Source organism: Micromonospora sp. CNZ286 (genome assembly GCF_014207755.1).
In genome coordinates this window covers 3,784,803-3,797,011 of the sequence record NZ_JACHIZ010000001.1, presented here as the reverse complement: position 1 = coordinate 3,797,011, position 12,209 = coordinate 3,784,803, and the positions used below count along the sequence as shown (strand labels likewise).

General features: G+C 73.7%; 9 protein-coding genes. 5 read left to right on the top strand and 4 right to left on the bottom strand.

The genetic code is table 11. The features are described 5' to 3' along the window. Positions 1–23: 23 nt before the first annotated feature. Genes FHX31_RS17235 through FHX31_RS17225 form a run of 3 tightly spaced genes read left to right on the top strand, consistent with a single transcriptional unit; the run spans position 24 to position 4,069 of the window. Entirely contained in the window at positions 24–1,013 is a 990-nt protein-coding gene (locus FHX31_RS17235) for an ABC transporter substrate-binding protein (protein WP_184976767.1), read from the top strand. A 5-nt stretch (positions 1,014–1,018) separates the two neighbouring features. Beyond that, entirely contained in the window at positions 1,019–3,121 is a 2,103-nt protein-coding gene (locus FHX31_RS17230) for an iron ABC transporter permease (protein ID WP_013285757.1), read from the top strand. 45 nt (positions 3,122–3,166) lie between these two features. Further along, the gene (locus FHX31_RS17225) at positions 3,167–4,069 is read left to right on the top strand and encodes a siderophore-interacting protein (RefSeq protein ID WP_091328699.1); all 903 of its coding nucleotides are present in this window, start codon (positions 3,167–3,169) and stop codon (positions 4,067–4,069) included. 61 nt (positions 4,070–4,130) lie between these two features. Here FHX31_RS17225 and FHX31_RS17220 read toward each other — a convergent pair whose 3' ends face one another. The 4 genes from FHX31_RS17220 to FHX31_RS17205 are packed head-to-tail and all read right to left on the bottom strand — an operon-like array spanning position 4,131 to position 9,376. Beyond that, positions 4,131–5,915 carry an IucA/IucC family protein gene (locus FHX31_RS17220; protein WP_184976766.1) on the bottom strand — a complete coding sequence of 595 codons (1,785 nt, stop codon included), beginning with the start codon at positions 5,913–5,915 and terminating at the stop codon, positions 4,131–4,133. Further along, on the bottom strand, positions 5,912–6,496 hold the full coding sequence (locus FHX31_RS17215; protein ID WP_184977806.1) for a GNAT family N-acetyltransferase: 585 nt from the start codon (positions 6,494–6,496) through the stop codon (positions 5,912–5,914). Before FHX31_RS17215 ends, FHX31_RS17220 begins: the two co-directional genes overlap by 4 nt. A gap of 8 nt (positions 6,497–6,504) precedes the next feature. Beyond that, the gene (locus FHX31_RS17210; protein WP_184976765.1) at positions 6,505–7,791 is read right to left on the bottom strand and encodes a lysine N(6)-hydroxylase/L-ornithine N(5)-oxygenase family protein; all 1,287 of its coding nucleotides are present in this window, start codon (positions 7,789–7,791) and stop codon (positions 6,505–6,507) included. A 28-nt stretch (positions 7,792–7,819) separates the two neighbouring features. Continuing rightward, entirely contained in the window at positions 7,820–9,376 is a 1,557-nt protein-coding gene (locus FHX31_RS17205) for a pyridoxal phosphate-dependent decarboxylase family protein (protein WP_091328691.1), read from the bottom strand. A 229-nt stretch (positions 9,377–9,605) separates the two neighbouring features. Between FHX31_RS17205 and FHX31_RS17200 the strand changes: the two genes are divergently transcribed. Beyond that, positions 9,606–11,648, top strand: a complete 2,043-nt coding sequence (locus tag FHX31_RS17200) for a penicillin acylase family protein (RefSeq protein ID WP_184976764.1) — start codon at positions 9,606–9,608, stop codon at positions 11,646–11,648. Then, positions 11,645–12,202, top strand: a complete 558-nt coding sequence (locus tag FHX31_RS17195) for a GNAT family N-acetyltransferase (protein ID WP_123109826.1) — start codon at positions 11,645–11,647, stop codon at positions 12,200–12,202. Before FHX31_RS17200 ends, FHX31_RS17195 begins: the two co-directional genes overlap by 4 nt. Positions 12,203–12,209 lie beyond the last annotated feature (7 nt).

Here is a 12,209-nt window from a genome sequence, read left to right as displayed (position 1 = left end):
TCCTGCACACAGAAGAGAAACCGATGCTGCGTACCCGTCTGACCCTGCTCGCCGCCGCCGCGGCGAGCGCGCTGCTGATCGCCGGCTGCGGCACCACCGAGGAGCCCGCCGCCGCACCGTCCCCCTCCGACGCCGCGTCCACCGGCCCGGTCACCGTCACCGACAGCCGGGGCAAGACCATCACCCTCAAGAGCCCCGCCACCAAGGTCGTCGGCCTGGAGTGGGGCGAGGTGGAGATGCTCGTCGGCCTCGGCGTGATGCCGGTCGGCGTGGCCGACCCGAAGGGGTACGCCACCTGGGTGACCGCCGCCCCGCTCGACGCGGGCGTCAAGGACGTCGGCACCCGGGGTGAGCCGAGCGTCGACTCCATCGTCGCCCTCCAGCCGGACCTCGTGGTGATGGAGGCCGAGCGCGGCTCCGCCGTGGTCACCCAGCTGGAGAAGTACGTCCCGGTGCTGGTCACCAAGGGCAGCGACGCCTCCGACAACATCGGCCGGATGCGCGCGGACCTGAAGATGATCGCCACCGCGACCGGCCGTACCGCGCAGGCGGACAAGCTGCTCGCCGACTTCGACGCCGCGATCGCCGACGGCAAGAAGAAGATCGCCGACGCCGGGGCGGCCGGTAAGCAGTTCGCCATCGCCGACGGCTGGAAGGAGGGCAGCACCGTCTCGATCCGGATGTTCGGCCAGGGCGCGCTCGTCTCCCAGCTCGGCATCCAGCTCGGCCTCAAGAACGCCTGGACCGGCAAGACCGACGAGATGTGGGGCCTGGGCCAGACCGACGTCGAGGGCATGACCGTCCTCAAGGGCCAGGACGTGCACTTCTTCTACAACGCCTCGGACGGCACCGACGTGTTCGCCGACGGCCTCGCCGGCAACGCGATCTGGCGTTCCCTGCCGTTCGTCCAGCAGAACAAGCTGCACAAGATGCCCAACGGCATCTGGACCTTCGGCGGCACGCTGTCCGCCAAGCAGTACATCGACGAGCTGGTCAAGGTCTACACGGCTTGAGCGCGATGACCGCCCCCGCCCCGCCGGGGCCGGCCACCCGGCCGGCTCCGGTCGGGCCGCCGCCCGCCCGGCGCAGCCGGGTGGCCGGCGCGTTCGCCCTCGCCGCCGCGCTGCTCGTCGCGATCACCGCGGTGCATCTCACCCAGGGCACCTCCTCGGTGGGGGCGCTGGACCTGCTCCGGCTGCTCACCGGCGGCGACGACGAGACCGCCCGGGTGCTCGTCGCCTCCCGCCTGCCCCGGCTGCTCACCGGCCTGGCCGTCGGCGTCGCGCTCGGCTTCGCCGGCGCGGCGTTGCAGTCGACCACCCGCAACCCGCTCGCCTCGCCGGACACGCTCGCCGTCAACGCGGGCGCCCACCTGGCGATCGTCTCCACCGCCGCGTTCGGGATCGCGCTGCCCGCGCTGCCCGCGGGCGGGCTGGCGTTCTGCGGCGGCCTCGCCGCCGCCTCCCTGGTCATGCTGCTCTCGGCCGGCGGTCAGGCCGCCACCACCCGGCTCATCCTCGCCGGCTCGGCCACCGCGATGGCGCTCTCCTCGCTGACCATGCTGCTCATGCTGCTGTTCGAGCAGGCCACCATCGGCCTGTTCGCCTGGGGCAACGGTTCGCTCGTGCAGGGCGACCTGGTCGCGTTCACCCAGCTCGCCCCCGTGATCGGGGTCGCCGCGCTGGTGCTCGTGGCCCTCGGGCACCGGCTGGACCTGCTGGCCCTCGGCGACGACACCGCCACCGTGCTCGGGCTCAACGTGCGCCGTACCCGGCTGACTGTCGTGCTGCTGGCCGTGCTGCTCTCCGCCGCGGCGGTCACCCTGGCCGGCCCCATCGGCTTCGTCGGCCTCGGCGCGCCGGTGATCGTCCGGCTGCTCGGCCGGTGGGTGCCCGAGGTGCACCGGCACCGCATCCTGATGCCGCTGTCCGGCATCGTCGGCGTGGTCATCGTGCTCGGCTCCGACGTGCTGCTGCGCGCCGTGCTCGGCGGGCAGGCGGGTGTCGACGTGCCGACCGGCGTGGTGACCACGCTCTTCGGCGCGGTGCTGCTGGTCTGGCTGGCCCGCCGCCACCGCGACGCCGGACCGACCCGGCAGGCGCCGGGCGGCCACGCCGCAGTCCGCTCCCGCGGCTTCGTCGCCACCGTCGTCGCGGTCTGCGCGGTGGTCGTCACCGCCGCGCTGGTGCTCGGCATGCTGGCCGGCGACACGTGGGTGCTGCTCGGGGACATCGTCAACTGGGTGCAGGGCCGCACCGGACCGGCGTACACATTCGTGCTGGACGCCCGCTGGCCGCGGGTCGCCGCGGCGCTGCTGGCCGGCGCCGCGCTGGCCCTGGCCGGCACCACCGTGCAGGCGGTGTGCCGCAACCCGCTGGCCGAACCGGGCATCCTCGGCATCACCGGCGGCGCCGGCATCGGCGCGGTGTCGCTGCTGACGTTCGCGCCGATGGCCGGCGTGCTCGCCCTGTCCGGCGCCGCCGGTCTCGGCGCAGTCGTCGCGTTCGCGCTGGTCTACGGCCTGGCCCGGCGGCGGGGGCTCAACTCCGACCGGCTGGTGCTGATCGGGTTCGCGGTCTGGCAGGGCGGTACGGCGATCATCACGTTCATCGTGGTGTCGTCCGACCCGTGGAACACCGGCAAGGCGCTGACCTGGCTGTCCGGCTCCACCTACGGGCGTACCGCGCCGCAGGTGCTGCCGGTGGCGATCGCGCTGCTGATCGCGCTGCCGGTGGTCGCCGCCGTGCGCCGCGAGCTGGACCTGCTCGCGCTCGACGACGACACGCCCCGGGTGCTCGGCGTCCGGCTGGAACGTGCCCGGCTGGTCGCGCTCGGCCTGGCGGCGCTGCTCACCGCGACCGCCGTGTCGGCGGTCGGCGTGATCGGCTTCGTCGGCCTGGTCGCGCCGCACGCGGCCCGGGCGCTCGTCGGCGGGCGGCACACCCGCGTCCTGCCGGTCGCGGTGCTGCTCGGCGCCACCCTGGTCAGCCTCGCCGACACGCTCGGCCGCAGCGTCATCGCTCCCGCCCAGGTCCCCGCCGGTCTGGTCACCGCCATGATCGGCACCCCGTACTTCGTCTGGTTGCTGTGGCGTTCCCGCGCCGCGGCAGCCGCCCGTTAGCCCGTTCACCGACGCAGCCCCCACCGGCCGTGAGAGGAATGACGCATGACCAGCACCCTGGCCGTCGCGCCCTGGCGAGTCTTCACCGTCGAGGTCCGCGCGCTACGCCGGCTCGGCCCGTCCTTCCTGCGGGTGACGCTCACCGGCCCGGACCTGGACCGGTTCGCCGACAACGGGTACGACCAGCGGATCAAGCTGGCCCTGCCGCCGGTCGACGGCGCGCCGGGGGAGCTGCCCGACGGGCCGGACTGGTTCCCGCGGTGGCGTGAGCTGCCGGACGCGCTGCGCAGCCCGATCCGCACGTACACGGTCCGCGCCGTCCGGCCGGAGGCGTACGAGGTGGACGTGGACATGGCGCTGCACGGCGACGGCGGCCCGGCCACCCGGTGGGCCCGGCGGGCGCGTCTCGGCGACCGGATCGCCGTCGTCGGCCCGGACGCCGGCTGGGACGGCCCGCACGGCGGGGTCGAGTTCCAGCCGCCGGCCGGCGCGACGCTGCTGCTGGCCGGCGACGAGACCGCCGCGCCGGCGATCTGCGCGATCCTGGAGCGGCTGCCCGCCGAGGCGCGCGGGCACGCGCTGGTGGAGGTGCCGGAGACCGGTGACGAGCTGCCCTGCCGGGCCCCGGCCGGCGTCACCGTGACCTGGCTGCCCCGCGACGGCGCCCCGCACGGCAGCCGGCTCACCCCGGCCGTGACGAGCCTGGCCGGGCGGCTGGTGCCGGTACCGGTCGCGGTGGCCGCCGCACCGCTGACCGAGGTGGACGTGGACCGGGACATCCTCTGGGAGGTGCCGGAGCGGCCCGACGGCGCGGCGCTCTACGCCTGGCTGGCCGGGGAGGCGGCGGTGATCCGCGGCCTGCGCCGCCACCTGGTCACCGAGCGGGGCATGGACCGGCGCGCGGTGGCGTTCATGGGCTACTGGCGGGCCGGTCGCGCGGAGAACTGATCGTCCCCACCACCGACGGAAGCGGGCCGGCGCGATGCGCCGGCCCGCTTCTGTGATGCCGTCAGTCGCGCCGTGCGTACGGGGCGAGCGGGTTGACCAGCGTGCCGGCGAACTGCAACGCGGCGGACGGGTCGGACAGGTCCACCATCTGCTGGTTGTTGCGCAGCTGGAGCCGGTTGAGGCAGGACAGCGTGAACTCCGGCGCGAACAGGTCGTGCCGGCGCATCCGGTCGGCCAGGTGCGGCACCGTCGCGGCGTAGCCGGCGGCGCATGCGGCGACGGTGCGCCAGAACCCGTCCTGGTCGAGGACGCCCCGGGTGTGCAGGGCGGCGCTCAGGTGCCGCAGGAAGCAGTCGAACACGTCGGTGAAGATGGACAGGATCTTCTCGTCCTCGGGGATCGCGGCCCGGATCCGCCGCACCCGCTCCGGCAGGTCCGCCTCCGGGTTCATCACCACGATCTCCTCGGCGATGTCCTTGAAGACGACCCGCTCGACCACGCCGTCGTGCAGCACCAGGATGACGTTCTCGCCGTGCGGCATGAACGCCAGGTCGTGGGCGTACAGGCTGTGCAGCAGCGGCACCAGGTAGGCGTCCAGGTAGCGGCGCAGCCAGTCGGCCGGCGCCAGCCCCGACTCGTCGATCAGCGCGGCCGCGAGCGACCGCCCGTCCCGGTCCAGGTGCAGCAGCGAGGCCATGGTGGCCAGCCGCCGCCCGGGTTCCAGCCCTGGTGCCGGGCTCTCCCGCCAGAGCGCCGCCAGCATCTTCCGGTACGGGGAGTACCTGTCGGTCGCCGCCTCGTACTGCCGGTGCCGGTAACCGATGGCGGCCCGCTCCCGGATGATCGACAGTCCGGTGCGCTTGAGCACCGGGTCGCCCTCGATCAGCCCGGCCAGCCAGTCGTTGATCGCGGGCGTCGCCTCCATGTACGCGGCGGACAACCCGCGCATGAAGCCCATGTTCAGCACCGACAGCGCGGTCTTCACGTAGTGCTTGGCGGGGTCGGTGACGTTGAAGAAGGTCCGGATGGACTGCTGCGCCAGGTACTCGTCCGGCCCTTCGCCGAGGCAGACCAGCCGGCGCCGGGCCACCTCACCGGCGAACGTGACGGCGAGCTTGTTCCACCACTGCCACGGGTGCACCGGGACGAACAGGTAGTCGGCCGGGTCCAGGCCCAGCCCGGTGAGCGTGGCGGTGAACCCGGCAATCGTCTGCCCGCCCAGCTCGGCCCGGACCAGCGTGTCGTAGTCCAGGTCGTCGGCGCAGGTGAACGTGGTGTGGTCGCGGTGCGCGGCGAGCCAGAGCAGCCGTACCGGCGCGGCGGCCTCCGGGGCGTACGCGTGGTATTCGTGCACTCCGAAGCCGATGCGGCCGTTGTTGGCCACGAAGCAGGGATGCCCCTCGGTCATGCCGGTCTCGATCGCCTGGAAGTCGGCGGCGGCCAGCTCGGCGGCGCTCTGTGTGGGCTTCGCGAGCTTGTACGCGGTCCCGGCCAGCGTGGAGGTGATCTCCTCCAGGTAGACCGGCAGGATCGCGTCGGTGAGGCCGAGCGCGCCGCGCAGCTCCATGCACAGGTCCACGGCGTCGGGCGGCAGCTCCGCGCCGTCGCGGCGGCGCACGATGCTGTCCGCGTCGACCTCCCAGTGGTCCAGCGCCAGCCGCTGCGCGGCGAACCGGTACTCGACGCTGCCGTCGTCGCTGCGGACCAGCCACCGTCCCGGGCCGTCGGGCTCGGGGGTGATCAGGCGCTCGTGGGCGAACTCGGCGAGCGCCTTGCGCACCAGCAGCCGGTTGGCCGTCGCCCACGCCTCGGGGGTCAGGTGGTCCACGGATGCGCTGGCGTTCACGCCGGTGCCCCTTCCTCGCCTGCGGGCGCGCCGGTGGCGGCCCGGAACTGGTCCCGCGTGCAGACGCTGAGCAGCGCCTCCTTCTCGGGCTTGCGGATCGGGCCGACGACTGTGAAGCCGACTGCCGCGTTGAGCGCGTGCACGGCGGTGTTGCGCACGTCCGGCTCCACCACCACCCGGCGCGTCGCCGGGTCGGCGAACAGCCAGGCCAACACCGTGGTGATGACGGCACGGGTGAAGCCGTGCACCGGCGTGTCGGCGGGTGCGCAGAGGAAGTGCATGCCCACGTCGCCGGGCTCCGGGTCGTACAGGCCGACCAGCTCCACCCGGGCCGGGTCGTACCGCTCGGCCAGGAACGCCGGAGCGCCGCGCCACGAACCCAGGTACGCGTCGTGGTGCGGATGGTCGGCGATGCGCCGGTACTCGGCGGCGACGGCGTCCACGTCGGCGTCCTGCATCAGCCAGAACGCGGACTTGGGATGGGTGACCCAGCGGTGCAGCAGCGCGGCGTCGGCGTCCGGGTCCAGCGGGCGCAGCGTGAACTCGCCCAGCGCGTCGTCGACGCGGGTGAAGGTGGTCATGCGGGCGCTCATGCCGGCGCTCCGGCCGGCGCGCCGAACTCCTGGAACGCGATGGTCTTCTCCACCGGGTAGTGCTCCCGGCCGGTCATCTCCCGGATCAGCCACGAGTTGCGGTACGGACCCATGCCCAGGTCGGGCGAGGTGATGCTGTGCGTGTGGGTGCCGCCGTTCTGGAGGAACACGCCCCGGCCGGTGTGGTCGATGCTGTAGTTGCGGGCCACGTCGAAGCGGCCGTGCGCGTCGAAGCGGAGCCGGTCGTGTACCGGCGCGAGGAACTCCGGCACCCGGTAGTGGTAGCCGGTGGCCAGCACCAGTCCTTCCGTGTCGAGGGTGAACGCGCGGTCCTGCTCGGTGTGGCGCAGCCCGAGCCGGTAGCGGCCGTCGGCGTAAGCCGCCTCGACCAGCTCGGTGTTGGTCAGCAGGCGCGTCGGCGCCGGTCCGTGCAGGCTCTTGGCGTACAGCAGGTCGTAGATGTCGTTGATCAGGTCGGCGTTGATGCCCTTGAACAGCGGCTTCTGCGCGGCCTCCAGCGCGTAGCGGGTCGGCTCGGGCAGCGCGTGGAAGTAGTCCACGTAGTCCGGCGAGGTCATCTCCAGCGTGAGCTTGGTGTACTCCAGCGGGAAGAACCGTGGCGAGCGGGTCACCCAGGTGAGCTGGTAGCCGTACGTGTCGATGTCGCCGAGCAGGTCGTGGTAGATCTCCGCGGCGCTCTGGCCGCTGCCGACGATCGTGATGCTGTCCTTGGCCCGCAGCGCCTCCCGGTGCGCCAGGTAGCGTGAGTTGTGGATCATGTCACCGCCCAGGCCGGCGCAGGCGGGCGGCAGGTACGGCGGCGTGCCGGTGCCGAGCACGAGGTGCCGGGCCCGGTGGGTGACCGGCCCGTCCGGCGTGTCCGCGTGCACCACGTACCGGTCGTCGCTCTCGTCGTACTCGACAGCGGTGACGCTGTGCCGGAAGCGCAGGTTCGGCAGCTTCCCGGCGGCCCAGCGGCAGTAGTCGTTGTACTCGGCGCGCAGCGGGAAGAAGCTCTCCCGGATGTAGAACGGGTAGAGCCGGCCGGTCTCCTTGAGGTAACTCAGGAACGAGTACGGCGAGGTCGGGTCCGCGAGCGTGACCAGGTCGGCGATGAACGGCGTCTGGAGCCGGGTGGATTCGAGCAGCATGCCGGGATGCCAGTCGAAGCTGTCGCGGGCCTCCAGGAACAGGCCGTCGAGGTCGTCGATCGGCGCGGTGAGGCAGGCCAGGCCGAGGTTGTAGGGGCCCAGCCCGACGGCGATGAAGTCGTGGGTCGACATGGGGATTCTCGTTCTCCTCGACGGGGGGTCAGACCGGGCAGGACAGCTCGGCGGCGGCCGCGGTCCGGGCGTACCAGGCGGCGTGGTCGGCGATGAGGTCCAGCACGTGGGCGACGTCGTCCACTGTGGTCTCGGGGTTGAGCAGGGTGAGCTTCAGGTGGTGGGCGCCGTCGACCTTGGTGCCGGCGACCAGGGCCGCGCCGGAGGCGGCGAGCGCGTCGCGGGCGTGCAGGTTGGCCTCGTCGACCAGATCGGGGGCGAGACCGGACGGCCGGTACCGGAAGACCACTGTGCTCAGCTGCGACGGCGCGGCCACCTCGAAGCGCGGGTCGGCGTCCAGCCGCCGCCACGCCTGCGCCGCGAGGTCGACGACCTGGTCGAACAGCGTGCCGATCGCGTCCGGTCCCATGATCCGCAGGGTCAGCCAGAGCTTGCACGCGTCGAACCGGCGGGTGGTCTGGATGCTCTTGTCGACCTGGTTCGGGATCCCCTGCTCGACCGCGCGGACCGGGTTGAGGTAGTCGGCGTGCCAGGTGGCGTGGCGCAGCACCCGGCCGTCGCGGACCAGCAGCGCGCTGGAGCTGACCGGCTGGAAGAACGACTTGTGGTAGTCCACTGTCACCGACGCGGCCCGTTCGATGCCGTCGAGCAGGTGCCGGCGGGTGGGTGAGACCAGCAGGCCGCAGCCGTACGCGGCGTCGACATGCAGCCAGACCCCCGCGGCGGCGCAGATGTCGGCGATCTCCGGCAGCGGGTCGACGGTGCCGAAGTCGGTGGTGCCGGCGGTGGCGACGACGGCCATCACCACCTGACCGTCGCGGTGGCAGCTGTCGATCGTGCGGGCCAGCTCGTCGGTGCGCATCCGGCGGGTGGCGTCGGTGGGCACGGTGAGCACCGCGTCGGCGGCCAGGCCGAGCAGCTTGGCGGCCTTCTGCACGCTGAAGTGCCCGGCCGCGGAGGTGAGGATGCGCAGCCTGGACAGCACCTGCGGCCGGTCCGGCCGACCGGTCGTGCCGCCGCCCACCACAGTGCGGTACGCCTCCTCGCGCGCCAGCAGCATCGCCTGGAGGTTCGACTGGGTGCCGCCGCTGGTGAAGACCCCGTCGGCGGTGGCGCCGAGCCCGATGCGCCCGGCGGTCCACTCGATCAGGCGCCGCTCCATCAGCGTCGCACCGGCGCTCTGGTCCCAGGTGTCCAGTGAGGAGTTGACGGCGCTGAGCACCGCCTCGCCGAGCAGCGCCGGGATGACCACCGGGCAGTTCAGGTGGGCCAGGTAGCGCGGGTGGTGGAAGTAGACCGCGTCACGCAGCCACACGTCGTGCAGCTCGTCCAGGGCGGCGTCGGTATCGCCGAGCGGCCGGTCCAGGTCGATGGCACCGATGAGCGGCGCCAGCTCGTCGGGCGTGACGCCGGTGAACGGCCGGTCCGCCTCGCCCACCCGGCGGGCGACCCGGTCCACGCCGCGCGCCAGCACGTCCCGGTACCGACCGAGCGAGCCGGCGTTGAACAGGTGGCCGCGTGCCGTGGCGGCGGCGCTGCCGGTGTCGGCGGGCGCGGCGCCGGTCGGGCTCCCGATCGAACTCATGCGACTTCCCAGCGGTCGTACGGACAGGACGCGCGGCGATCAGCCGCGGCGATCAGGTTAGGTTAGGCTGGCCTAACTAGCAAGCACGACTCGGGGTGCTTTGTCCCGCATGTACTGCCGGTTGGCGCCCCGCCCGCGTCGCGGTAAGGTCGCCCTCGGTTAGGGGAGGTTATCCTAAGTTGACTGTCGAACGGAACCGTCGCCCGGCGCGCCGAGGCGGCGCGAGACGATGACACACGTCGATCGCGATCAGTGGGGCGTGCCCCAGCTGTGGGCCGGCGACGCCGACGCGCTGGCGCGTCTGCAGGGGCGTGTCGCCGCTGTCGACCGGGCCTGGCAGATCAGTGTCGAACGTTGGCGCGCCGAGGGTCGCCTGGCCGCCCACGTCGGCCCGGCCGAGCTGGCGTGGGACCGGTTCGCCCGCCGCGTACGGCTGGACGACACCGCCCGGCGCTGCTACGAGCGGCTGGACCCTGACACCCGGCGGTGGGTCGAGGCGTACGTCGACGGGGTCAACTCCGGACTCGCCGAGGGCGCCGCCGCCGCGCCGGAGTTCGCCGCCACCGGCACCGCGCCCGAACCGTGGCACCCCTGGTCACCGCTCGGCGTGTTCCTCGTCCAGCACGTGCTGTTCTCCACGTTCCCGAACAAGCTCTGGCACGCGCACGTGGCCCGGACGCTCGGCCCCGAGGCGGCCGGACTGTTCGCGGTCGAGGGACCGGCCTCGTCCGGCAGCAACGCCTGGGCGGTGCCCGCCGATCCGGCCACCGGGCGCGGCCCGCTGATCGCCGGTGACCCGCACCGGCTGCTCGAACTCCCCGGCGTCTACCAGCAGGTCCGGCTGGCCTGCCCGGAGTTCGACGTGGTCGGTCTGGCCTTCCCCGGCGTGCCGGGCGTGCCGCACTTCGGCCACACCGGCCGCGTGGCCTGGGCCGTCACCAACGCGATGGCCGACTACCAGGACCTCTACCGCGAACGGCTGCGCCGCGACGGTAACCGCGTGCTGGTGCGCGACGCCGACGGCTGGACGCCCGCCGCGCGCCACGTCGAGGAGATCGAGGTTCGCGGCGGCGCCCCGGAGACGGTCGAGGTGATCGAGACGCCCCGCGGGCCGGTGATCGACCACGACCGGGTCACCGGCGAGGCGATCGCCCTGCGCACCCCGAGCCGGGTCGAGGCCCGGCTCGGCTTCGAGGCGTTGCTGCCGCTGCTGCGTGCCCGGCGTACGGGCGACGTCGCCGACGCGCTGCGCCACTGGGTCGAGCCGGTCAACAGCGTGCTCGCCGCCGACACCGGGGGAGGCGTCCGCCGCCTGGTCGCGGGCCTGGTCCCGGTACGTGACGAGCGGTGCCGCCGGGAACCCGTGCCGGCCTGGGAGCCGGCCTACCGGTGGCGGGGCGGCTACCTGCCGCTGGTCGACGAGCCGGTGGACGGCGTGGCGGTGTGCGCCAACGACCGGCGCGACGACGTCGCAGCGCACGGTGCCGACTTCGCCCCGCCGCACCGGGCCCGCCGGATCCGGGCGCTGCTCGCCGACGGCGCCGAGCCGTCCACAGTGCACACGGACGACCGGCTCCCGGCCGGACCGCTGTACCGGCTGCTCGACCGGCTCGACCCGGACCGGCTCGACGAACCCGCCCGCGCGCTGCTGCTGCGGCTGCGCGGATGGGACCGGGCGATGGCGGCCGGCTCGGCCGGGGCCGGCGCGTACGCGGCCTGGCGGGCGGCGCTGGCCCGGCGGTTGCGCGTACACCCGAGGTTGCGTGGCCTCGACGAGCCGTGCGGGTTCGACGAGCTGTTCGCCCCCTGGACCGACCCGGCCGCCCGGATCGGCCTGGCGCTGGACCACCTGGCCACCGCCCTCGGCGCGGACCTCGCGGAACCGGCGGCCGAGGCGCTGGCCGAGGTGGCCGCCGGCCCGGCGCCCGGTGAGTGGGGCAGCCGGCACCTGCTGCACCCGGTGCACCTCGGCGTCGCCCCGGCGATCACCGACGCGGTGACAGCGATGCGGCGGCGGGTGGCGCTCGGCGGCGACACCGACTGCGTGCTGGCCACCTCCAGCGTGCCGGGGATCTCCGACGCCTGCTGGCGCGGCCCGGTGGCCCGCTACGTGTGGGACCTGACCGACCGGGCGGCCAGCCGCTGGATCGTCCCCTTCGGCGCGTCCGGGCGCCCGGACGAGCCGCACTTCGCCGACCAACTGACCCACTGGGCCGCCGGGACGCTGATCCCGGTGCCCGACGGCCCACTGACGGGAGACGAGACGACGTGATCCACCTGGAACGGATCCCCGGCCTCGGCGAGCTGGCGCTGGAGCCGGTACGCCCCGACCGGCACGCGGACCTGCTGCACGGCTGGGTGGTCCGGCCCCGCAACCGGTTCTGGGGCATGGGCTCGCACACCGTCGACGAGGTACGCGAGATCTACGCGTTCGTCGACGGGCTCGACACCCACCACGCGTACCTGATCCGGCTCGACGGCGAGCCGATCGGGCTGTTCCAGACCTACCAGCCGGAGGCGGACCCGGTCGGCGAGCGCTACCCCGTGCAGCCCGGCGACGTGGGGACGCACCTGCTGCTCGACGCGCCCCGGCCGTACCCGGGTTCGCTGACCGGCGCGGTCTTCCCGGCCCTGATCCGGTTCCTGCTGCGCGACCCGGCCGCGCGCCGCGTGGTGGTCGAGCCGGACGTGCGCAACGACGCGATGCTGCGCCGGCTGCGCATCGAGGGCTTCACGCTCGGCGACGAGATCGACATGCCGGACAAGCGGGCGAGGCTGGCGTTCCTCACCCGGGACCGGTTCGAGGCGGACCACCCTCCGGCGTGACCCGTCC

Bases quoted from the DNA above. Each gene is read 5' to 3' on its own strand.
- FHX31_RS17235 (WP_184976767.1), top strand. From the start codon at position 24: ATGCTGCGTACCCGTCTGACCCTGCTCGCCGCCGCCGCGGCGAGCGCG.
- FHX31_RS17230 (WP_013285757.1), top strand. From the start codon at position 1,019: ATGACCGCCCCCGCCCCGCCGGGGCCGGCCACCCGGCCGGCTCCGGTC.
- FHX31_RS17225 (WP_091328699.1), top strand. From the start codon at position 3,167: ATGACCAGCACCCTGGCCGTCGCGCCCTGGCGAGTCTTCACCGTCGAG.
- FHX31_RS17215 (WP_184977806.1), bottom strand. From the start codon at position 6,496: ATGACCACCTTCACCCGCGTCGACGACGCGCTGGGCGAGTTCACGCTG.
- FHX31_RS17210 (WP_184976765.1), bottom strand. From the start codon at position 7,791: ATGTCGACCCACGACTTCATCGCCGTCGGGCTGGGCCCCTACAACCTC.
- FHX31_RS17205 (WP_091328691.1), bottom strand. From the start codon at position 9,376: ATGAGTTCGATCGGGAGCCCGACCGGCGCCGCGCCCGCCGACACCGGC.
- FHX31_RS17200 (WP_184976764.1), top strand. From the start codon at position 9,606: ATGACACACGTCGATCGCGATCAGTGGGGCGTGCCCCAGCTGTGGGCC.